20 protein-coding genes are annotated in these 21,663 nt (G+C 46.8%); 15 read left to right on the forward strand and 5 right to left on the reverse strand.

Annotated elements, in window-relative coordinates:
• The first annotated feature begins 61 nt into the window (after positions 1-61).
• Together AXI59_RS07735 and AXI59_RS07740 are read left to right on the forward strand one after the other, a co-directional pair.
• A complete protein-coding gene (locus AXI59_RS07735; protein ID WP_061527842.1) occupies positions 62-955 on the forward strand; it encodes a LysR family transcriptional regulator in 894 nt (297 codons plus the stop codon).
• Positions 956-1,067: 112 nt separating this feature from the next.
• Positions 1,068-2,075, forward strand: coding sequence for an LLM class flavin-dependent oxidoreductase (locus AXI59_RS07740; protein ID WP_061521636.1), 1,008 nt, complete (start codon positions 1,068-1,070; stop codon positions 2,073-2,075).
• A gap of 45 nt (positions 2,076-2,120) precedes the next feature.
• Here the strand turns inward: AXI59_RS07740 and AXI59_RS07745 are convergent, their stop codons facing one another.
• Complete coding sequence (locus tag AXI59_RS07745; RefSeq protein ID WP_061521635.1) at positions 2,121-3,209, reverse strand: arabinose utilization transcriptional regulator AraR; 1,089 nt, start codon at positions 3,207-3,209, stop codon at positions 2,121-2,123.
• 254 nt (positions 3,210-3,463) lie between these two features.
• Here AXI59_RS07745 and AXI59_RS07750 point away from each other — a divergent pair, with 254 nt between their 5' ends.
• From AXI59_RS07750 to eno, 7 genes are all read left to right on the forward strand, one after another.
• Positions 3,464-4,858 (forward strand): arabinose-proton symporter AraE, encoded by a 1,395-nt coding sequence (locus AXI59_RS07750; RefSeq protein ID WP_061527843.1) that lies wholly within the window; start codon positions 3,464-3,466, stop codon positions 4,856-4,858.
• A gap of 276 nt (positions 4,859-5,134) precedes the next feature.
• Complete coding sequence (cggR, locus tag AXI59_RS07755; RefSeq protein ID WP_061521633.1) at positions 5,135-6,169, forward strand: gapA transcriptional regulator CggR; 1,035 nt, start codon at positions 5,135-5,137, stop codon at positions 6,167-6,169.
• Between the two features lie 33 nt (positions 6,170-6,202).
• The gene (gene gap / locus AXI59_RS07760) at positions 6,203-7,210 is read left to right on the forward strand and encodes a type I glyceraldehyde-3-phosphate dehydrogenase (RefSeq protein ID WP_061521632.1); all 1,008 of its coding nucleotides are present in this window, start codon (positions 6,203-6,205) and stop codon (positions 7,208-7,210) included.
• Between the two features lie 312 nt (positions 7,211-7,522).
• A complete protein-coding gene (locus tag AXI59_RS07770) occupies positions 7,523-8,707 on the forward strand; it encodes a phosphoglycerate kinase (RefSeq protein WP_061521631.1) in 1,185 nt (394 codons plus the stop codon).
• A 25-nt stretch (positions 8,708-8,732) separates the two neighbouring features.
• A complete protein-coding gene (gene tpiA, locus AXI59_RS07775) occupies positions 8,733-9,494 on the forward strand; it encodes a triose-phosphate isomerase (protein ID WP_061521630.1) in 762 nt (253 codons plus the stop codon).
• Positions 9,487-11,022: a 2,3-bisphosphoglycerate-independent phosphoglycerate mutase gene (gene gpmI, locus AXI59_RS07780; RefSeq protein WP_061527844.1), complete on the forward strand. Its 1,536-nt coding sequence runs from the start codon at positions 9,487-9,489 to the stop codon at positions 11,020-11,022. Before tpiA ends, gpmI begins: the two co-directional genes overlap by 8 nt.
• Before the next feature lie 27 nt (positions 11,023-11,049).
• On the forward strand, positions 11,050-12,342 hold the full coding sequence (gene eno / locus AXI59_RS07785) for a phosphopyruvate hydratase (protein WP_061521628.1): 1,293 nt from the start codon (positions 11,050-11,052) through the stop codon (positions 12,340-12,342).
• 44 nt (positions 12,343-12,386) lie between these two features.
• On the opposite strand, the gene AXI59_RS07790 is transcribed toward eno, so the two are convergent.
• Positions 12,387-12,854, reverse strand: coding sequence for a GNAT family N-acetyltransferase (locus AXI59_RS07790; RefSeq protein WP_156476241.1), 468 nt, complete (start codon positions 12,852-12,854; stop codon positions 12,387-12,389).
• A 125-nt stretch (positions 12,855-12,979) separates the two neighbouring features.
• Here AXI59_RS07790 and AXI59_RS07795 point away from each other — a divergent pair, with 125 nt between their 5' ends.
• The gene (locus AXI59_RS07795; RefSeq protein ID WP_061527845.1) at positions 12,980-14,773 is read left to right on the forward strand and encodes a zinc ribbon domain-containing protein; all 1,794 of its coding nucleotides are present in this window, start codon (positions 12,980-12,982) and stop codon (positions 14,771-14,773) included.
• A gap of 40 nt (positions 14,774-14,813) precedes the next feature.
• Here AXI59_RS07795 and AXI59_RS07800 read toward each other — a convergent pair whose 3' ends face one another.
• Entirely contained in the window at positions 14,814-15,524 is a 711-nt protein-coding gene (locus tag AXI59_RS07800; RefSeq protein WP_061521625.1) for a zinc ribbon domain-containing protein, read from the reverse strand.
• Positions 15,525-16,012: 488 nt separating this feature from the next.
• Between AXI59_RS07800 and AXI59_RS07810 the strand changes: the two genes are divergently transcribed.
• On the forward strand, positions 16,013-16,645 hold the full coding sequence (locus AXI59_RS07810) for an NAAT family transporter (RefSeq protein ID WP_061521623.1): 633 nt from the start codon (positions 16,013-16,015) through the stop codon (positions 16,643-16,645).
• 21 nt (positions 16,646-16,666) lie between these two features.
• Here AXI59_RS07810 and AXI59_RS07815 read toward each other — a convergent pair whose 3' ends face one another.
• Positions 16,667-17,224, reverse strand: coding sequence for a GbsR/MarR family transcriptional regulator (locus tag AXI59_RS07815; RefSeq protein ID WP_061527847.1), 558 nt, complete (start codon positions 17,222-17,224; stop codon positions 16,667-16,669).
• Positions 17,225-17,485: 261 nt separating this feature from the next.
• On the opposite strand from AXI59_RS07815, the gene opuCA reads away from it, so the two are divergent.
• From opuCA to opuCD, 4 genes are read left to right on the forward strand one after another with little or no spacing between them, the layout of a single operon-like run.
• Positions 17,486-18,625: an osmoprotectant ABC transporter ATP-binding protein OpuCA gene (opuCA, locus tag AXI59_RS07820; RefSeq protein WP_061527848.1), complete on the forward strand. Its 1,140-nt coding sequence runs from the start codon at positions 17,486-17,488 to the stop codon at positions 18,623-18,625.
• Between the two features lie 20 nt (positions 18,626-18,645).
• On the forward strand, positions 18,646-19,299 hold the full coding sequence (gene opuCB / locus AXI59_RS07825) for a glycine betaine/carnitine/choline/choline sulfate ABC transporter permease OpuCB (protein ID WP_061521620.1): 654 nt from the start codon (positions 18,646-18,648) through the stop codon (positions 19,297-19,299).
• 13 nt (positions 19,300-19,312) lie between these two features.
• Positions 19,313-20,230 carry an osmoprotectant ABC transporter substrate-binding lipoprotein OpuCC gene (gene opuCC, locus AXI59_RS07830; RefSeq protein ID WP_061527849.1) on the forward strand — a complete coding sequence of 306 codons (918 nt, stop codon included), beginning with the start codon at positions 19,313-19,315 and terminating at the stop codon, positions 20,228-20,230.
• Between the two features lie 17 nt (positions 20,231-20,247).
• Complete coding sequence (gene opuCD, locus AXI59_RS07835; protein WP_061527850.1) at positions 20,248-20,922, forward strand: glycine betaine/carnitine/choline/choline sulfate ABC transporter permease OpuCD; 675 nt, start codon at positions 20,248-20,250, stop codon at positions 20,920-20,922.
• Between the two features lie 30 nt (positions 20,923-20,952).
• On the opposite strand, the gene AXI59_RS07840 is transcribed toward opuCD, so the two are convergent.
• Entirely contained in the window at positions 20,953-21,486 is a 534-nt protein-coding gene (locus AXI59_RS07840) for a GbsR/MarR family transcriptional regulator (protein ID WP_061527851.1), read from the reverse strand.
• Between the last annotated feature and the right edge of the window lie 177 nt (positions 21,487-21,663).

Here is a 21,663-nt window from a genome sequence, read left to right on the forward strand (position 1 = left end):
TACGGTAATCAGTAAGATAAATAAAATGAATCTTTTTTATAAGGAGCATAAGTAAAACGTTATGACGATCACACAATTACGGGTTTTTGTCAAAATTGCAGAAACGGGAAGCTTTACAAAAGCGGGGCAGGCGCTGAACATGACACAGCCTGCTGTCAGCCACGCGGTCTCGGCGCTCGAATCCGAGCTCGGCGTCAAGCTGATCATCCGCGACCGCCGAAACGGCTTACTGCTCACAGATACAGGGAAAAAAATCCTCGTTCATATCAGAGAGGTGCTCAAAGGCATTGAAAAAGTCGAGCAGCTGGCCGCCGCAGAAAAAGGGCTGGAGCAGGGCACGATTCACATCGGCACATTTCCTGCCGCTTCCGCTTATTTTATGCCGAAGCTCATCAGCGTGTTTAAGCAAAGGTATCCGAAGCTTGAGCTGGTGCTCCACGAAGGAACGGCGGACGAGGTGAAGGAATGGCTTCACTCCCGGGTGATTGATGCCGGCATCCTGCTTTTTCCGACGGAAGACATGGATTATCTGCTGCTGAAAAAAGACAAAATGGCGGCAATTATGCACAAAGATCATCCGCTGTGCGCCCGTTCATCCGTGACGATTAAGGATTTGGACGGCGAACCGATGGTCGTGTGCGACGGCGGTTACACATCACCGATTGCAGGCCTGTTTAAAAAAGCCGGCGCCGAGCTTTGCGCCGCCTTTACCGTTTTTAATGTCAGCACATCCATTAATATGGTCCGGGAAGGTTTAGGTTTGGCGATTTTATCAGAAATGTCGATGGCCGGCACCCCGCTTCCGGATGAAGTGGTTGTCAAAGAGTTTACGCCGGACGTATTCAGGGAGGTGCAGCTGGCCGTTCCTTCTATAAAAGACGCATCGCTTGCCGCCAAGCTTTTTATTGATATCGCAGAGGAACTGTTCATCCATGAGAATACCGCCGCTGAGTGATTGTTCGAATTTCATCGAATCAATTTCTTTAATTTACGGCAAGAGCTGTGGTAAGGTGTGGATATAGACCTTCTTAAAGATCTGACCACACTAAACCATAAAGGAGAAAATGATGGCTGAACATACATTGAAAGATACTGCCTTTTCCGTATTAAATTTATCTCCGATCGTGCAGGGAGGAACGGTTGCCGAATCGTTTCGCAACAGTATGGACCTGGCCCGCCGCGCCGAAGAATGGGGCTACAACCGCTATTGGCTGGCGGAGCATCATAATATAGAAGGCGTCGCAAGCTCGGCGACGTCAGTGCTGATCGGGCATATTGCCGGCGGCACGAAAAAAATCCGCGTCGGCTCAGGCGGCATTATGCTGCCGAACCACTCGTCACTTGTCATCGCCGAGCAATTCGGCACCCTTGAAACGTTATACCCGGGGCGGATTGATCTCGGGCTCGGACGCGCGCCGGGAACGGATCAATTAACGGCAAGAGCATTAAGACGAAATATAAACAGCGGTGAGGATTTCCCTGAGCAGCTTGAGGAACTGAGAAATTACTTTAAGCCGTCAGGCAATGTTCGCAATCAAGTCCGCGCCATACCGGGCGAAGGGCTTGACGTGCCGATTTGGCTGCTTGGCTCAAGCGGTTTCAGCGCCCGTCTTGCCGGAGAGCTGGGGCTTCCGTTTGCATTTGCGGCCCACTTCTCGCCAAAAAACACGGTGCCGGCATTAGAACTGTACCGCAGCTCCTTCCGCCCGTCAGACGTGCTCGATAAACCGTACGCGATGGTCGGCGTCACCGTCATTGCGGCAGATACGGATGAGAAAGCGGATTATTTGGCGACATCACATTACCAAAGATTTTTAGACCTCGTCCGCGGCACGCCGAACCAGCTCAAGCCGCCTGTAGAAGATATGGATCAAATCTGGTCGCCGTATGAAAAAGCGATGGTCAATGAACAGCTCAGTTCAACAATCGTCGGCGGGCCGGATAAAGTAAAAGAGAAGCTGGAAAGCTTTATCCGGACGACGCAGGCAGATGAAATCATGGTCAATTCAGAGAGTTTTGAGCATGCTGACAGAATGCGTTCATTTGAAATTATCGCGGATCTAAAAAACGGCTGATCATAAAAAAAGCAATGTGCGCGTAAACTGCGTCACATTGCTTTTTTATTCTCCAATCCGCTTAACAGAATGCCGGATAATCAATTCCGGCTCATACACCACATCTTCCTGCTTCGGTTTTTTATGTTCCAAGCAGTCAATAACATATTTCGCCGCTGCTCTCCCCATAACCGATTTCGGGTGCTTAATGGAGGTGAGCTTCACCTCGGAAATTTGGGCGAAATGAGAGTCGTCGTAGCCGATGACAGACACATCATCAGGCACCTTTAATCCCAATTCCCTCAGCAGATTAATCGTTTTCAGCGCGATTTCGTCGTTATAACAAAGAATCGCCGTCGGGTATGAACCGCTGTTTTGTTCAAGCGTGCGCTTTATTTTTTCAAGCAGCACGGTTTCTTTTTCTCCTGTCGTGAATGTCACAATCATGTCGGGGGAAGGGAACAGCCCCCGCTCCCGATGCGCCTGCAGATAGCCGTTCATCCGTCTGACGCCCTGCGTGTCATCGGCTTTAAAGATGCCCATAATGTGAGAGTGGCCGAGGGACATCAAATATTCAGCCGCCATCATGCCGCCTTTCACATCATTGACGGAAAAGCTTGGCGCCGCAAGCTCCGAATACGAGGCGTTAATCATGGCAAACGGAATGCCGTTTTTCTCAAGATTGAGATAGTAGCCGATATTCGGCGTTTGCAGCGCGCTTTTTGTAGGCTCGACAATCAGCCCGTCGATATTTTTGGACAGCAGGTTTTCAAGCCCTCTTCTTTCGCTTTCTGTATTGTTGTTGGTGCTGGTCAGAAGCATCGAGTAGCCCTGCTCGCTTAAATAAGATTCGATTCCCCTGATGATGCTCGGGAAAATATAGTCTGATATGTAGGTTGTAATGACACCGATCGTTTTGTTTGAATGCCTGGCTGATTTCGCCGAGCGTGAAGCGACAAAGGTGCCCCCGCCCTGAACGCTGTAAAGCAGGCCTTGCGAGACCAAATCCCCGATCGCTTTTCTGATCGTATGGCGGCTGACGCTGAATTGCTGCATCAGCTCATTTTCCGTAGGCAGCTTTTGATCAGGCTGTATTTTGCCTTGATTGAGCCAGGAACATATTTCTTCTTTTACTTGTGCATATTTCGGTAGCATATGAATTCCTCCAAAATGTATACGGACAAATTCCAGTATAACATAGTAAGCCCTTTCATAAAATGATAAAAATAATTGACAGAAAGTGAAAAACTGCTTATTCTTTATTTGTACGTACTAATTTAGGTAATTTTTAGATAAAACTCTATATAAGTACGTACAACCTGAAGACGCCGCCGGCCTTACAAAACAGAAAGCGGAGCGCCGATATTTGTAAACGTTTTTATTCTGTTATTAGCGGGAGGGTAACATTCATGAAGAATCACCCGGCACCAATTGATTCAAACGTACCTGTCACTCGGCAGCATTCCATGGGGTTTGTCATCCTCATTTCATGTGCGGCCGGACTCGGAGGGCTTTTGTACGGTTACGACACGGCGGTGATTTCCGGCGCGATCGGTTTTTTGAAGGAGCTGTACCGCCTGAGCCCTTTCATGGAAGGTCTTGTGATTTCAAGTATTATGATCGGCGGCGTTTTTGGAGTCGGCATTTCCGGATTTTTGAGTGACCGCTTCGGCCGGAAAAAAATCCTGATGACGGCGGCGCTTTTGTTTGCAGTCTCAGCGGTCGTCTCCGCGCTTTCTCAAAATGTTTCTTCCTTAATTATCGCCAGAGTCATCGGCGGCTTGGGTATCGGAATGGGCTCCTCGCTTTCTGTCACGTATATTACCGAATCCTCCCCGCCGGCCATACGGGGCAGCCTGTCATCGCTGTATCAGCTGTTTACGATATTAGGAATCTCCGGCACTTATTTTATTAACCTCGCCGTCCAGCAATCAGGCTCATATGAATGGGGAGTGCACACCGGCTGGCGGTGGATGCTCGCTTACGGAATGGTTCCGTCCGTCATTTTTTTTATCGTCCTGCTCGTTGTGCCCGAAAGCCCGCGCTGGCTGGCAAAAGCGGGGCGTACGAAAGAAGCCCTCACCGTATTGACGCGTATTAATGGAGAAACCGTTGCGAAAGAAGAATTCAAACAAATAGAAACTTCATTACAATTAGAAAAAATGGGCTCGTTATCCCAGCTTTTTAAACCGGGTCTCAGAAAAGCGCTGATCATCGGCATCCTGCTGGCTCTGTTCAACCAGGTCATCGGAATGAACGCGATCACGTATTACGGGCCGGAAATCTTTAAAATGATGGGCTTCGGCCAAAATGCAGGATTTGTAACGACCTGCATCGTCGGTGTCGTAGAGGTGATATTCACCGTCATTGCGGTCCTTTTAATCGATAAAATCGGCCGGAAAAAACTGATGGGCGTCGGTTCGGCCTTTATGGCGCTGTTTATGATATTGATCGGCGCGTCCTTTTATTTTCAGCTGGCCAGCGGGCCTGCGCTCGTCGTCATCATTTTAGGATTCGTTGCCGCTTTCTGCGTTTCGGTCGGGCCGATTACATGGATCATGATTTCAGAAATCTTTCCGAATCATCTCCGCGCCCGAGCCGCCGGCATTGCGACGATCTTCTTATGGGGGGCAAACTGGGCGATCGGCCAGTTTGTGCCGATGATGATCAGTGCATTCGGCCTCGCGTATACTTTTTGGATATTCGCCGTCATTAATATCCTCTGCTTTTTGTTTGTTGTGACGATCTGCCCGGAGACGAAAAACAAAACGTTGGAAGAGATAGAGAAGCTCTGGGTAAAATGAAAGCGTTTTAATGAAGAAAGTCCCCTCAAGCCTGCCGCAGCGGGCTTTTCTCCGTCACCTTTTCACCATAATTGTATATTATAGCTGTATAAAGGAGATACTGGTAAAACCCAGCGAAGAATGTCGAGGAATTGGCCTTTAACAGTTGAATTAACAATGTCACCCTGTTAAAATAATTAAAGAAAGCAGACATAATTTTTTTTGGCTATGATGGGACGTTTTTTGTCATAGCGGGACATTTTCTGTCCAGTATGAATAGGAAGGAACGTTTGAGTCATGAACCAGTTAATACAAGCTCAAAAAAAATTATTGCCTGATCTTTTGCTTGTGATGCAAAAAAGATTTGAAATCTTGCAGTATATCAGGCTTACTGAACCAATCGGCCGCAGAAGTCTGTCAGCCAGCCTCGGGTTGACCGAGCGCGTGCTCAGAAGCGAGGTTCAGTTTTTGAAAGAACAGAATCTCATTGATATTAAAACAAACGGCATGACACTGACGGAAGAGGGCTATTCACTGCTTTCGATTCTGGAAGATACGATGAAGGATGTTTTAGGATTGACGCTTTTGGAAAAGACATTAAAGGAGCGGCTTAATCTGAAAGACGCCATTATCGTTTCCGGAGACAGCGACCAATCTCCTTGGGTCAAAAAAGAATTAGGGAGAGCGGCCGTCGCATGTATGAAAAAGAGATTTTCAGGAAAAAATATCGTCGCTGTAACCGGCGGTACGACAATTGAAGCTGTCGCCGACATGATGACGCCGGATTCAAAAAACCGTGAGCTCCTGTTTGTGCCGGCAAGAGGCGGTTTAGGCGAAAACGTCAAAAATCAGGCGAACACCATATGCGCGCATATGGCAGAAAAAGCTTCAGGCACTTATCGGCTTTTGTTTGTTCCGGGACAGCTGTCACAAGGGGCCTATTCATCTATTATTGAAGAGCCTTCCGTAAAAGAGGTGCTCAACACCATTAAATCAGCGAGTATGCTGGTTCACGGAATCGGCGAAGCTAGAACAATGGCGGAGCGCAGAAACACGCCTCTGGAAGATTTGAAGAAAATAGATGACAACCGCGCAGTGACAGAAGCATTCGGCTACTACTTTAACGCGGATGGCGAAGTCGTCCATAAGGTGCATTCAGTCGGAATGCAGCTTGATGACATCGACGAAATTCCCGACATTATCGCGGTAGCGGGCGGATCATCAAAAGCGGAAGCAATCGAGGCTTATTTCAAGAAGCAGCGAAACACGGTTCTCGTCACGGACGAAGGAGCCGCAAAGAAGTTATTAAGGGATACCAGTCCCTCAATATAAATATCTCTCACTTATTTAAAGGAGGAAACAATCATGGCAGTAAAAGTCGGTATTAACGGTTTTGGTCGTATTGGACGTAACGTATTCCGCGCAGCATTAAACAATCCTGAAGTTGAGGTCGTAGCGGTTAACGATTTAACAGACGCTAACATGCTCGCTCACCTTTTACAATATGATTCTGTACACGGAAAATTAGACGCTGAGGTTTCAGTTGACGGTAACAACCTTGTTGTTAACGGAAAAACAATTGAAGTTTCTGCTGAGCGCGATCCTGCGAAACTCAGCTGGGGCAAACAAGGCGTTGAAATCGTAGTTGAATCTACTGGTTTCTTCACAAAACGCGCAGACGCTGCGAAACACTTAGAAGCAGGCGCGAAAAAAGTTATCATCTCAGCTCCTGCTAACGAAGAAGATATCACAATCGTTATGGGTGTTAACGAAGATAAATACGATGCGGCTAAACATGACGTTATCTCTAACGCATCTTGCACAACAAACTGCCTTGCGCCGTTTGCTAAAGTACTTAACGATAAATTCGGCATCAAACGCGGTATGATGACGACTGTTCACTCTTACACGAACGATCAGCAAATCCTTGATCTTCCGCACAAAGACTACCGTCGTGCGCGTGCAGCAGCCGAAAACATCATTCCTACATCAACTGGTGCTGCAAAAGCAGTTTCTCTTGTTCTTCCTGAACTGAAAGGCAAACTGAACGGCGGAGCTATGCGTGTGCCGACTCCAAACGTTTCTCTTGTTGACTTAGTTGCTGAACTGAACCAAGACGTAACGGCTGAAGACGTAAACGCAGCTCTTAAAGAAGCAGCTGAAGGCGATCTTAAAGGAATCCTTGGCTACAGCGAAGAGCCATTAGTATCAGGCGACTACAATGGTAATGCTAACTCTTCTACAATCGATGCTCTTTCTACAATGGTTATGGAAGGCAGCATGGTAAAAGTAATCTCTTGGTACGATAACGAAAGCGGCTACTCTAACCGCGTTGTTGACCTTGCAGCTTACATCGCGAAACAAGGTCTTTAATTCATAGCTCCCGGAAAGGGCCGGACTTGGTTCTTTCGGACAGAAACGCTATAATGAAAGCGGACAAGGGAAGGGGACGGACTCCCTTTCCCTTTTTCCATGAGGACCTGCTTTCAGAAAACGCCGGAATGGTGAATAACGCTCGCGTTTTGCATCTTTGCGGCACTTTCGTTTCCGGGCCGCCTGCCCAGGCTCCGAAGACGATCTGCCCCGTGCCGACAGCTGCAATCTGCCCCGCGGCGGAACGCATCATAAGGCGGTTTCACGTTTTTCGTGCTATGTAAACCATTTTGAAGGAGGATCTCCTAAGGCATGAATAAGAAAACAGTAAAAGACATCGACGTAAAAGGCAAAGTCGTATTCTGCCGCGTTGACTTTAACGTTCCAATGAAAGACGGGGAAGTAACAGACGATACTCGTATCCGCGCTGCGCTTCCAACCATTCAATACCTTGCAGACCAAGGCGCAAAAGTCCTTCTGGCAAGCCACTTAGGCCGTCCGAAAGGCGCAGTTTCAGAGGAGCTTCGTTTAACTCCTGTCGCTGCACGCTTAGGCGAACTGCTCGGCAAAGAAGTGAAAAAAGCGGATGAAGCTTACGGCGATGCTGTAAAAGCAAAGATTTCTGACATGAAAGACGGAGACATTCTCGTATTAGAAAACGTACGCTTCTACCCTGGTGAAGAGAAAAACGATCCTGAGCTGGCAAAAGCATTCGCTGAGCTTGCAGATGTATATGTCAATGACGCATTCGGTGCTGCCCACCGCGCGCATGCATCTACAGCAGGAATCGCTGAACATCTGCCGGCCGTTGCAGGGTTCTTAATGGAAAAAGAGCTTGACGTTCTCGGCAAAGCCGTTACAAATCCTGAGCGCCCGTTTACGGCGATCATCGGCGGAGCGAAAGTAAAAGACAAAATCGGCGTGATCGAAAGCCTGCTTGATAAAGTGGACAACCTGATCATCGGCGGAGGTCTTGCTTACACATTCGTCAAAGCCCTCGGGTATGAAATCGGTAAATCTTTGCTTGAAGAAGATAAAATCGAGCTCGCGAAATCATTCATGGACCGTGCGAAAGAAAAAGGTGTGAAATTCTACATGCCTGAAGATGTATTGGTTGCGGATGATTTCTCTAACGATGCAAACGTAAAAATGGTGCCGGTTTCTGAAATTCCAAGTGATTTAGAAGCGATTGACATCGGAACGAAAACACGCGAAACGTATGCTGACGTTATTAAAAACAGTAAACTTGTCGTGTGGAACGGACCGATGGGCGTATTCGAAATCGACTTGTTCGCTCAAGGCACAAAAGCTGTGGCTGAAGCGTTGGCAGAGGCAAAAGATACATACTCTGTCATCGGCGGAGGAGACTCTGCGGCAGCCGTTGAAAAATTCGGCCTTGCTGACAAAATGAGCCACATCTCAACAGGCGGCGGCGCTTCCCTTGAATTTATGGAAGGCAAAGAGCTTCCAGGGGTAGCTGCGCTGAACGATAAATAAAAACTGCTATAAGGAAGTGGAACAGATGAGAAAACCAATTATAGCCGGTAACTGGAAAATGAACAAAACACTCGGCGAGGCTGTCAGCTTCGTTGAAGAAGTGAAATCTTCCATTCCAGCAGCAGACAAAGCGGAAGCCGTTGTTTGCGCACCAGCTCTTTTCTTAGAGAAGCTGACTTCTGCTGTTAAAGGAACTGACTTAAAAGTCGGCGCCCAAAACATGCACTTTGAAGAAAACGGTGCGTTCACAGGTGAAATCAGCCCGGTCGCTCTGAAAGACCTTGGCGTGGACTACTGCGTCATCGGCCACTCTGAGCGCCGTGAAATGTTCGCTGAAACTGACGAAACTGTCAACAAAAAAGCGCATGCCGCGTTCAAACACGGCATCGTGCCGATCATCTGTGTAGGTGAAACGCTTGAAGAGCGCGAAGCCGGCAAAACAAATGATCTTGTTGCCGATCAAGTGAAAAAAGGCCTTGCGGGTCTTTCTGAAGAACAAGTTGCAGCTTCCGTTATTGCTTACGAGCCAATCTGGGCAATCGGAACAGGCAAATCTTCAACTTCTAAAGATGCAAACGACGTGTGCGCGCATATCCGTCAAACCGTCGCTGAAAGCTTCAGCCAGGAAGCAGCTGACAAGCTCCGCATTCAATACGGCGGAAGCGTAAAGCCTGCAAACATTAAAGAATATATGGCAGAGTCCGATATTGACGGTGCTTTGGTCGGCGGCGCAAGCCTTGAACCGCAGTCTTTCGTTCAATTATTGGAGGAAGGTCAATATGAGTAAAAAACCAGCTGCACTCATCATTCTTGATGGGTTCGGATTACGCAATGAAACAGTCGGAAACGCAGTCGCACAAGCGAAAAAACCGAATTTCGACCGTTACTGGAACCAATACCCTCACCAGACGCTGACCGCTTCAGGCGAGGCTGTCGGACTGCCGGAAGGGCAGATGGGGAACTCCGAAGTCGGTCATTTAAATATCGGCGCCGGACGTATTGTGTACCAAAGCTTAACACGTGTGAACGTTGCCATCCGTGAAGGAGAGTTTGAACGCAATCAAACATTCCTTGATGCGATCAGCCACGCGAAAGAAAACAACAAAGCGCTGCACCTGTTCGGCCTTCTGTCTGACGGAGGCGTACACAGCCATATCAATCATTTGTTCGCGCTGTTAAAGCTGGCGAAAAATGAAGGGCTGACGAAGGTGTATATTCACGGTTTCCTTGACGGCCGCGATGTGGGCCCGCAAACAGCGAAAACCTACATTCAGCAGCTGAATGAGCAAATCAAAGAGATCGGTGTCGGCGAAATCGCCAGCATTTCCGGACGCTACTATTCCATGGACCGCGACAAACGCTGGGACCGTGTGGAAAAAGCGTACCGCGCAATGGCGTATGGCGAAGGCCCGTCTTACAAGAGCGCGATGGATGTAGTAGACGATTCTTATGCGAACGGCATTTATGATGAATTCGTCATTCCGTCCGTCATTACAAAAGAAAACGGTGAACCTGTTGCGACGATTCATGACGGCGATTCTGTGATTTTCTATAATTTCAGACCGGACCGCGCCATCCAGATTTCCAACACGTTTACCAATAAAGATTTCCGTGACTTTGACCGCGGAGAAAACCATCCGAAAAACCTGCATTTCGTCTGCCTGACTCATTTCAGTGAATCAGTTGACGGATATGTAGCTTTTAAACCGGTAAACCTTGATAATACGGTCGGTGAAGTATTGTCACAGCACGGATTAAAACAGCTTCGCATCGCGGAAACCGAAAAGTATCCGCACGTCACGTTCTTTATGAGCGGCGGCCGCGAAGAAGAATTCCCGGGTGAAGAGCGTATTCTCATTAACTCGCCGAAGGTTGCAACATATGACCTGAAGCCTGAAATGAGCGCGTATGAAGTGAAGGATGCCCTCGTAAAAGAAATCGCGGCTGACAAGCATGACGCGATCATCCTGAACTTCGCAAACCCTGACATGGTCGGCCACTCCGGAATGGTCGAACCGACAATTAAAGCGATTGAAGCAGTGGATGAATGCTTAGGCGAAGTGGTTGACGCCATTATCGCTAAAGGCGGACACGCCATCATTACCGCTGATCACGGTAATGCAGACGTTCTGATTACAGAATCCGGCAAACCGCACACTGCCCATACGACAAACCCAGTCCCTGTCATTGTGACAAAAGAAGGCGTGACATTGCGTGACGGCGGAATCCTAGGCGACCTTGCACCAACGTTATTAGACCTTCTCGGTGTTGAAAAACCGAAAGAAATGACTGGAACATCTTTAATTCAAAAATAACTTGAAATCAAAAGGAGAGACAAACTCATGCCATACATTGTTGATGTTTATGCACGCGAAGTATTAGACTCCCGCGGCAACCCAACAGTTGAAGTTGAAGTATATACAGAAACAGGAGCATTCGGCCGCGCATTGGTTCCAAGCGGTGCTTCTACAGGTGAATACGAAGCAGTTGAGCTTCGTGACGGCGACAAAGACCGTTACCTTGGAAAAGGCGTGTTAACTGCGGTTAACAACGTAAACGAAATCATTTCTCCAGAGCTTCTCGGCTTTGACGTAACAGAACAAAATGCAATCGACCAGCTTTTAATCGAGCTTGACGGTACTGAAAACAAAGGCAAGCTTGGCGCCAACGCAATCCTTGGTGTATCTATGGCTGTTGCACGCGCTGCTGCTGATTTCTTACAGATTCCTCTTTATCAATATCTTGGAGGATTCAACTCAAAAACACTTCCTGTGCCGATGATGAACATCGTAAACGGCGGAGAGCATGCTGACAACAACGTAGACATTCAAGAATTCATGATTATGCCTGTAGGTGCGCCTAACTTCCGTGAAGCGCTTCGCATGGGCGCTCAAATCTTCCACAGCCTGAAATCAGTTCTTTCTGCTAAAGGAATGAACACAGCTGTAGGTGATGAAGGCGGATTCGCTCCAAACCTTGGTTCTAACGAAGAAGCTCTTCAAACAATTGTTGAAGCAATCGAAAAAGCCGGCTTCAAACCTGGCGAAGAAGTAAAACTTGCAATGGATGCTGCATCTTCTGAGTTCTACAACAAAGAAGACGGCAAATACCATCTGTCTGGCGAAGGCGTTGTGAAAACATCTGCTGAAATGGTTGACTGGTACGAAGAAATGGTTTCTAAATACCCAATCATCTCTATCGAAGACGGACTTGACGAAAACGACTGGGAAGGCCATAAGCTTCTTACTGAGCGTCTTGGCAAAAAAGTTCAGCTTGTTGGTGACGATCTCTTCGTTACAAACACGAAAAAGCTTGCTGAAGGTATCAAAAACGGCGTAGGCAACTCTATCCTGATCAAAGTAAACCAAATCGGTACATTGACTGAAACATTCGATGCAATCGAAATGGCGAAACGCGCAGGCTACACTGCCGTTATCTCTCACCGTTCAGGTGAAACAGAAGACAGCACAATCGCTGACATCGCTGTGGCAACAAACGCAGGCCAAATCAAAACAGGTGCTCCGTCACGTACGGACCGTGTTGCGAAATACAACCAGCTTCTTCGCATCGAAGACCAGCTGGCTGAAACTGCTCAGTTCCACGGTATCAACTCTTTCTATAACTTGAATAAGTAATAAGAAAAAACCTCCCCGGCAAGGGGAGGTTTTTCTTATTATATTCATACATCCGCATACATCCTCACCATATCACGGCACTGAATCCCGTTTTCAAAAATCTCCTCCTCGTAATGCCTTACGAAAAAATCATGGTCGATGGCTTGGAGCCTGAACCCGCATTTTTGATAAAGCGCGAGCTGGCCGATGCTGGAGTTGCCGGTCCCGATTTCAATAGTTGCCGCTCCCATTTGTTTTGCCTTTTTCATAGCCTCTTCTACGAGCTTTCGGCCGATACCGTTGTTTTGCATGGATTCTTTTACTGCGATGTTTACGATTTCAACCGTTTTCGGTCTTGTTTTTAAAAGGACGAAGACACCTGCAAGCTCATCAGAGGTCCATGCCGTATAGCATTCGCCTCTTACAAGATATTCATCTGCAATTTCTTTCGACGGATCGGCGAGAAGCAGCAGATCATATAATGCCTCGTTTGTCTCTGTCGTTCTTTGAATGCTGAGCTCTTGCATGTTTATTCCACCTTTTTATGATGATAGACATCTATTTTTTCTAATACGCTCCAATTTCATTCTATTTTATTATAAAATATGTAAGATAGGAAATGTTATACAAGTTAGTAGAATTGAGTAGGAGGAAAGTCATGTTTTTTTGTAAGCATTGCGGCCAGCAGAATAAGGAAGAGGCGCGTTTTTGTAAAGAATGCGGAAGACCGATCGGGGGAGGAAGCAGGCCGGAACAGCAGGAGACAGCAAGTGCCGCTGAAACTGCGCCCCAGCCGCGAAAGCCGATCCCTAAAAAAACGATCTTAATATGGAGCAGCATCGCCGCGGCTCTTATCATATTATTTGCCGCATATAAAACCGGAGCCTACTTGACGTCAAAGGAAAGGCTTGTTGATCAATTAGAGCAGGCGGTTCATGACGGGGACGCCAAAAAGCTGTCTGCGCTTCTGACACCGTCAGACAGCAAGCTGACGTTAAATGAAAGCAATGTAAAACCGCTTCTCACATATGTAAAGAAACATGATGAACTGATTTCATCGCTTCGCGGGGCTTCTTCAGAAAAAGATGCCGTGTACACGGATAAAGACGGCAAAACCCTGCTGTTTTTTGATCATTATGAGCTGAAAATCGACCCGGTCTATTTCCGTGTGACGAGCAATTATAAGGGCGCCGATCTTTACATAAATAAGGAAAAAACGGGCTCAGTCAAAAAAGCCGGCGAAACCCAAATCTTCGGCCCGTACACACCCGGCGACTATACAGCGGAAGCCAAGCTTAAAAATGACGTGGTGGACGTGGTCAAAAAAGAAGAGATACAAGCTGCGGGCAGCAGAAATTTTGACCTTGACCTGCCGTTAGACGCCGAGGATGTGACGTTCACGTTAGCTGATCGCTTTAAAAACGCCAAAGGGGATCTGCTGATTAACGGAAAGTCCATCCATAAAGACCCTTTCAAATCGGTCACATACGGCCCGCTTTTGACGGACGGCTCTATGACGGCGGCCGTGGAAGCGGATTTTCCTTGGGGAAAAACAACAACAGCAGAGGTGCCGATAGACAATAAGGAGATGGATTTATCTCTGATTCCGGACCAAGATACACAACAAACAATCATGGACACGATTGTCAAAACAACGAAACAGTACACGAAAGCCATGGCAGACGGCAATACTGATCAGATGACCGAGGCGGGATCAGCGTGGAAAGAGCAGACGAAAGAAGCGGTTTCCGGCATGAAGAGTTCCGGCACTTTTCTGAAGGATCAGTATAAAGAGACTGATTTTGATCTTGATTCGTTTGCGATTTCTCAAGAGAACGGCAATTGGCAAGTAACTGTTACGGGTAAAGAGCTTCATCAGTCGGCTTATTTCGACGAGAATACAAAACCTGATATGGAAGAGGCGGAGCCGAGCTTTCATTATTTGCTCTCATATGATACAAAAGATAAAAAATGGGTTTTTGAAAAAGCCGATCCAGCCCCTGATTCCGCAGGGACAAACATGAAAAAGATAAAAAATGATCATCCGGAAACCTACACATCCGCATGGGCATCATCAAAAGGTAACGCAGCAGCTTCCGGCAGCGTTACACGCGATCAGGTCACATCATTTATGTCTGATTACCTGACAAACCAATCAAGCGCCGTCGATCTTAACGAATTCGCCATAATGGCGGGCAATTTGGAAGAAGGAAGCCCTTTGTACGCCGACCAGCAAAAACTGGTCAAAAAATTACACAGCGAGGGAACGACAGAAGTATTTAACGATGTTACTGTGAAAAGCTTCAGCCAAGACGGCTCGCATATCACGATTAAAACGTATGAAGAGTTTTATATTACAAAGGCCGGCGGCAGCCCGAAACTGAGAACCTATAACTGGACCTACAGCGGCGTTGTCAAAAACGGAAGAATTTATTTAACATCCATTCAATAAAAGAATCCCCGGCACCGATCAGGCGGCGGGGATTTCTTTTTCAGAATAAGAAATAGCTGATAAGTTCCTTAACATAATGTTTGATGGTGTACTGGGACGTAACGCAAATGATCAAATAAATAACGATGACAGAATAGATAATATCTGCTTTTGACGTGAGCAAATGCTGATAACTCGCCAGCATGAGAGCGGGAACGGCGAACGCCGCGCCGATCAGGCCGACAGCGAGAACGGTAAAACAAACAGTTGTGTGCAGTAACATTAAAATGAGTGCGAAAAGTAAAATGGCTGTAAACGGGATCAAAAACGCCCCGAATCTTGAGATCGAATCTTTAAATGACACCTGTGCTCCGCCCGCCTTCAAAGCGATAAAAATGAGGAGATGCAGACAGAAAATGATCAAAGCAAAGGTAAGCGCAGGTTTCAGCACTGTGCCTGCGAAACTGATGTCGCGAAAGCCGTCTGATAAAAGGATATACAGCATAACCGGTGTCACAAGGCAGAAAAGAACCATTGTGATGATACTGCTGATAAACTGTTCGCCGCCTGTTGTTTTGCATGTCTGATAAGGACTTTTTAAGACATCCAAGCCGAATAAAGCAAATTGCTTTGAGGCTTTCTTTGCGGCGGCCCCGGCTTGTGCGGCCTGGCCTTGTATTTGGCCTGCACCTGCTTGGCCGGGCTGAGGCGCCCCGCATTTTTCACAAAACTTTCCGCCATCTGTTTGATGACCGCATTGAGGACAATACATTCTAAAACTCCTTTTACATGAAATATAGGTATTTTATTCTAATATTTACATTATAAAAGAAAATAGAGAAGAAGTAACTGATAGATCTAAAAATACATGAGTTCTTTTTCTGATGCTTCCCTACTAAAAATTCAAATGCGAAATGAGATATTTTGCAATTGTTATTAGTGGAAAAGTACATATTATGGTAAAATCTTAGTGATTAGGGGAAAATGGTTTCCTCCTCTTAGACTGATGCAAGGTGACAAAGGAATTTAAAATGCTTAAAAAGTTAAAAATGCTTTATCGGCTGTTGAAATTCGGCAAGGGATTATCGAAATAGCAATGGGAAAAAAACCGCTCAATACATGGGCGGTTTTTTTCTTTTTTACCAGGCGCCGAGTCTGTCGGCTGACGTTACAAAAAGGCGCCGCCGGGGTAAAAACCATGCATAAGAAACAGCCGGCAACAAAGAATAAATCAATAACGGCCGACATAAGGAGGTACTCATGTTTTCACTGATCATCCATGTCTTCATTTCTCTATTTGCGGTTTCCAACCCGATTGGCAACGTGCCGATTTTTATTACATTGACAGAAGGGTACACGCCGGAAGAAAGAACTGCGATCGCGCGCAAGGCTGCCGTGCTGTCGTTTCTCATTTTGGCAGCCTTTTTAGTCTTCGGCCATCTCATATTTAAGCTGTTTGATATTAATATTCACGCGCTGCGCGTGGCCGGCGGTATTTTCATTTTCGGCATCGCTTATAATCTTCTGAACGCGAAGGAATCTCATGTGCAGTCCCTTCATCACGATGAGCATAAAGAGAGCAAGGAAAAGGCTGATATCTTCGTAACGCCTTTATCCATTCCGATCATTGCCGGGCCGGGCACGATTGCCACGGTGATGAGCCTGTCGGCGGGCCACGGCGGAATCACTCATTATATCAGTGTGCTTATCGGCATTGCCGCTGTCATTTTGATGACATTTGTTTTCTTTCACTATTCCTCTTTTATCAGCAATAAGCTCGGAAAAACGGAAATGAACGTCATTACAAGGCTGATGGGGCTGATATTGGCGGTGGTGGCGATCGGCATGATCGGCGCCGGCTTGAAAGGCATGTTTCCAGTATTGGTCTCCTGACAGAAAAAAAGCAGTTCCCGGTTACTTCTGGGGGCTGCTTTTTATGGTTTTCGGCACATATTGAAACACTTCTTCACTTTCGAAAAATTCAATCAAGCGGCTCAGCCAGTCATAATAATTGAGCCATTCCTTCAATTCATCCAAAAGCTGACAGACTCTGTCTTCGATTTCCGGACTGAGGTTCTCTGACTCGAGAAGCTCGGTCAGCTCACGGTTCAGCTTTTTATAGAGCATTTTATTTCTGCTGACCACCTTTGTCCAATTTGCCGTAAACAGGGAGATGAATGTCTGGTAGTAATCCTGCTCCACGTCGTACAGGTCTTTCCGAACGCCTTTTTCAAATACTTTTTCAGCCAGGTTGGCATCTGTCATCTCGCGGACGACCTGGCTCATTCTTGTTTTGCTCATCCCGGTCGCTTCTGACAGCTCATTTAACGTCATCGGCTTGCGGTTCATATAAATAATACCGAGCACACGCCCGAGTGTAGACGGCATTCCGAATGTATGCATGTTTTCAGCGATTCTCTCAATGAGATGCTCTTCAGCATGTCCGATAATATCAAGAGCGTTTTTTTCCACAGCTGATCATCCCTTCACTGGCTTTTCATGCTGTCAATATATCATATTTTTTACAGTTGTTGAAAAAGGCGATGCGGCAGGATATGCGAGCTATTGCGAGCGATTCTAAGAACTTCGGCATTGTCAGCGGGATAACATGAAATAAAACGTATATCTTATATAATTTCAACACATTGTAAACTTTTTATTTTACAAATTTCATCTTATAATAAAGATTATACTTTTCAGAAAAATAACGGAAACCTTACGGAGGTGCACGGATTGCTGAGATTAGAAAATGTAACAAAAACGTATAAAGGCGGAAAAAAAGCTGTCAACAGCATCAATTTAGATATCGCCAAAGGCGAGTTTATTTGTTTTATCGGGCCGAGCGGCTGCGGAAAAACAACGACGATGAAAATGATTAACAGATTGATCGAGCCGTCATCAGGAAAGATCTTTATCGACGGCGACAATATTATGGAGCAGGACCCGGTGGAGCTGAGAAGAAAAATCGGCTATGTCATCCAGCAGATCGGACTTTTCCCCCATATGACCATTCAGCAGAATATTTCCCTCGTGCCGAAGCTGCTGAAATGGCCGGAAGAAAAGCGAAAAGAACGGGCGCGTGAGCTGTTAAAGCTTGTCGATATGGGCCCTGAATATTTAGACCGCTATCCTCACGAGCTGAGCGGAGGTCAGCAGCAAAGAATCGGTGTGCTGCGTGCGCTGGCGGCGGAACCCCCGCTTATTCTCATGGATGAACCCTTCGGAGCGCTTGACCCGATTACGCGTGATTCGCTTCAGGAAGAATTCAAAAAACTGCAAAGAACGTTAAACAAAACGATTGTGTTTGTCACGCACGACATGGATGAAGCAATAAAGCTTGCTGATCGGATCGTGATTTTAAAAGCGGGAGAGATCGTCCAGGTCGGCACTCCTGATGACATCCTTCGAAATCCGGCCAATGAATTTGTCGAAGAGTTTATCGGCAAAGAGCGATTATTGCAATCAAGACCGGACATTGAGCGTGTCGAGCAAATGATGAACAAAAAGCCTGTGACCGTCACAGCGGACAAAACGCTTTCTCACGCGATTCAGCTGATGAGAGAGCATCGTGTTGATTCCTTGCTTGTCGTGGATGACCTGAATGTGCTGCAAGGTTATGTCGATGTGGAAATCATTGACCAGAACCGAAAAAAAGCGAGCTTTGTCGGCGATGTATTCTGCCCTGACCTGTATACGGTTGAGCGCGGAACACTGCTTCGCGATACGGTCCGCAAAATCTTAAAGCGCGGAATTAAGTATGTTCCGGTCGTAGATGAGAAGCATCATTTAGTCGGGATCGTCACAAGAGCCAGCCTTGTCGACATTGTTTATGATTCAATTTGGGGCGAGGAAGACCAGCTGGTGACGGGCTGACAAGAGGAGGAACTCTTACAATGAATGAGATGATGAAGTTTTTGCAGACGAACGGCGGAGAGCTGTTATATAAAACATGGGAGCATTTATATATTTCCATTATCGCCGTGATTTTAGGCATTATCGTCGCGGTTCCGCTGGGGGTCGCGCTGACGAGAATGAAAAAAGGAGCTGGCGCGGTGATCGGTGCCGTCAACATCGTGCAAACGCTGCCGAGCCTTGCGATCCTGGCTTTCTTTATCCCGCTTTTAGGTGTGGGAAAAGTGCCTGCGATTGTCGCGCTGTTTTTCTATTCGGTGCTGCCGATTCTCAGAAACACCTATACCGGCATTCAAGGCGTAAACAAAAATCTGTTGGAATCAGGAAAGGGCATCGGCATGACAGTCTGGGAGCAAATCCGGCTTGTCGAGCTGCCGCTTGCGATTCCGATCATCATGGCCGGAATCCGCACGTCAACGATTTATCTGATCGGCTGGGCGACGCTCGCTTCATTTATCGGCGGCGGAGGGCTCGGCGACTATATTTTCATCGGCTTGAATCTGTATCAGCCTGAATACATTATTGGCGGCGCCGTGCCTGTCACCATATTGGCCATTATTATCGATTATTTGCTTGCGATGACAGAGCGGAAGGTGACGCCGAAAGGGCTGAAGGGATTGAAGGAAGTATCATAAGGAGTTGGCTGTTTTGAAAAGTAAACAAAAAAGATGGGTGTGCGCGCTTGCGCTGTCATTTGCTTTGCTCTTAGGCGGCTGTTCCCTGCCGGGGCTTAGCGGAGCCTCCGATGATACGATCAAAATCGGGGCGCAAAACATAACGGAATCAGAAATTTTAGCCAATATGCTCGCACAGCTGATCGAACATAATACAGACTTGAATACGGCATTAATTAAAAACCTCGGATCAAATTATGTGCAGCAGCAGGCGATGCTCGGCGGAGACATCGATATTGCGGCCACGCGCTACTCCGGGACTGATTTAACGAGCACGCTCGGCATGGAAGCGGAAAAAGACCCGAAAAAGGCATTATCAATCGTTCAAAAAGAGTTTGAGAAACGATTTCAATATAAATGGTTTGATTCTTACGGATTTGAAAACACATACGCTTTTACCGTAACTAAAGAACTTGCGGAAAAAGATCATTTAAACAAGGTGTCTGATATTAAAAAGACTGCTGATCAATTTAAGCTCGGGGTCGACAATGCCTGGCTGAAGAGAAAAGGCGACGGTTATCAGGGCTTTGTTGATACGTACGGCTTTGAATTCGGTTCGACTTATCCGATGCAAATCGGGCTTGTGTATGACGCCGTGAAAAACGGAAAGATGGACGCCGTCCTCGCTTATTCAACGGACGGGCGCATTAAGGCGTATAATCTGAAAATTTTAAAAGACGACAAACACTTTTTCCCGCCGTATGACTGTTCGCCGGTCATTCCCGATAGTGTGCTGAAACAGCATCCGGAGCTGAAGGGCATTGTCAATAAACTGATCGGCCAAATCGATACGGAAACGATGCAGGAATTGAATTATGAAGTGGACGGCAAGCTGAAAGAACCGTCTGTCGTGGCTAAAGAATTTTTGGAGAAACATCATTATTTTGAATAAGGAATGAGGTGGGGCAAATGGAAGTGCTGCAGCAGCTTGGCACTTATTATTCTCAAAACGGCGGCTATGTGCTTCAGGAGTTTTACCGGCATTTTCTCATGTCGGTGTACGGTGTTTTATTTGCGGCGCTCGCCGGCATTCCGCTCGGCATCTTCATTGCGAGGTACAGAAAATTAAGCGGCTGGATTTTCGCGGTGACAAACGTGATTCAGACCGTGCCTGCGCTGGCGATGCTGGCGGTGCTGATGCTTGTGATGGGGCTTGGCGCAAACACGGTCATTTTATCATTGTTTTTATATTCGCTTCTTCCGATCATCCGGAATACGTATACGGGTATCGTCAGTATTGAACACGCTTATTTGGAATCGGGTAAAGCGATGGGCATGACGAAATTTCAAGTGCTCCGCATGGTGGAGCTTCCCCTTGCGCTCTCCGTCATTATGGCCGGTCTTCGGACGGCGCTTGTGATCGCGATCGGCATTACGGCAATCGGAACGTTTGTCGGCGCTGGCGGACTCGGTGACATTATTGTCAGGGGATCAAACGCCACGAACGGAACAGCGATTATTTTAGCCGGTGCGATTCCGACAGCGCTGATGGCAGTCATCGCCGACCTTGTCATGGGCTGGCTGGAGCGTGCGTTAAGTCCAGTGAAAAAGAAAAAGAGAAACAAACTGCCGAATGCGGCATAAGAAAAACGCCTTGGATTCCAGGGCGTTTTTTTATGGCTTCGGGACATGCTTGAAAATTTCTTCACTCTCAAAAAACTCAATCAGGCGGCTGATCCAGTTGTAGTAGTCGAGCCATTCCTTTAATTCCTTCAGCAGTTCATTGATTTTTTCCTCCGCCTCTTCCGGCACGCCGTTTTCCAGCGCGTTTGTCAGTTCGCGGTTGAGCTTTTTGTGCATCATTTTATTTTTGCTGACGACCTTGCTCCACGTGGCCGTAAATAACGTAATGAAGGTTTGGTAATAATCCTGCTCGACGTCGTATAAATCTTTGCGAACTCCTTTTTCAAACACTTTTTCCGCCAGATTGACGTCAAGCATTTCTCGGACGGCCTGGCTCATTCTCGTTTTGCTCATGCCGGTTGCTTCTGATAATTCAGTTAAGGTCATCGGCTTGCGGTTCATATAAATAATGCCTAAAATGCGCCCTACCGTAGCGGGCATTCCGAATGTATGCATGTTTTCAGCGATTCGTTCTATTAAATGGTCTTCAGCTTGTTCGATTACGTGTAACGGATCTTTCTCCAACAGTTTCAATCCTTTCAGGTGGCAATTCCGATGTCAATATACCACATTTTTAAACCGGGGAAAATGCTATTACCAGAGAATTTGGCAGGAATTCGGAGCAATAAGAAGAACATCGCCGGTCCATACGGGTAAATCAGCGCTTACACATACTTTATATAAAATATAGACAAATTATAA

It is taken from the genome of Bacillus nakamurai, from assembly GCF_001584325.1.
Taxonomy (GTDB): domain Bacteria; phylum Bacillota; class Bacilli; order Bacillales; family Bacillaceae; genus Bacillus; species Bacillus nakamurai.

Bases quoted from the DNA above. Each gene is read 5' to 3' on its own strand.
- AXI59_RS07735 (WP_061527842.1), top strand. From the start codon at position 62: ATGACGATCACACAATTACGGGTTTTTGTCAAAATTGCAGAAACGGGA.
- AXI59_RS07740 (WP_061521636.1), top strand. From the start codon at position 1,068: ATGGCTGAACATACATTGAAAGATACTGCCTTTTCCGTATTAAATTTA.
- AXI59_RS07745 (WP_061521635.1), bottom strand. From the start codon at position 3,209: ATGCTACCGAAATATGCACAAGTAAAAGAAGAAATATGTTCCTGGCTC.
- AXI59_RS07750 (WP_061527843.1), top strand. From the start codon at position 3,464: ATGAAGAATCACCCGGCACCAATTGATTCAAACGTACCTGTCACTCGG.
- cggR (WP_061521633.1), top strand. From the start codon at position 5,135: ATGAACCAGTTAATACAAGCTCAAAAAAAATTATTGCCTGATCTTTTG.
- gap (WP_061521632.1), top strand. From the start codon at position 6,203: ATGGCAGTAAAAGTCGGTATTAACGGTTTTGGTCGTATTGGACGTAAC.
- AXI59_RS07770 (WP_061521631.1), top strand. From the start codon at position 7,523: ATGAATAAGAAAACAGTAAAAGACATCGACGTAAAAGGCAAAGTCGTA.
- tpiA (WP_061521630.1), top strand. From the start codon at position 8,733: ATGAGAAAACCAATTATAGCCGGTAACTGGAAAATGAACAAAACACTC.
- gpmI (WP_061527844.1), top strand. From the start codon at position 9,487: ATGAGTAAAAAACCAGCTGCACTCATCATTCTTGATGGGTTCGGATTA.
- eno (WP_061521628.1), top strand. From the start codon at position 11,050: ATGCCATACATTGTTGATGTTTATGCACGCGAAGTATTAGACTCCCGC.
- AXI59_RS07795 (WP_061527845.1), top strand. From the start codon at position 12,980: ATGTTTTTTTGTAAGCATTGCGGCCAGCAGAATAAGGAAGAGGCGCGT.
- AXI59_RS07800 (WP_061521625.1), bottom strand. From the start codon at position 15,524: ATGTATTGTCCTCAATGCGGTCATCAAACAGATGGCGGAAAGTTTTGT.
- AXI59_RS07810 (WP_061521623.1), top strand. From the start codon at position 16,013: ATGTTTTCACTGATCATCCATGTCTTCATTTCTCTATTTGCGGTTTCC.
- opuCB (WP_061521620.1), top strand. From the start codon at position 18,646: ATGAATGAGATGATGAAGTTTTTGCAGACGAACGGCGGAGAGCTGTTA.
- opuCD (WP_061527850.1), top strand. From the start codon at position 20,248: ATGGAAGTGCTGCAGCAGCTTGGCACTTATTATTCTCAAAACGGCGGC.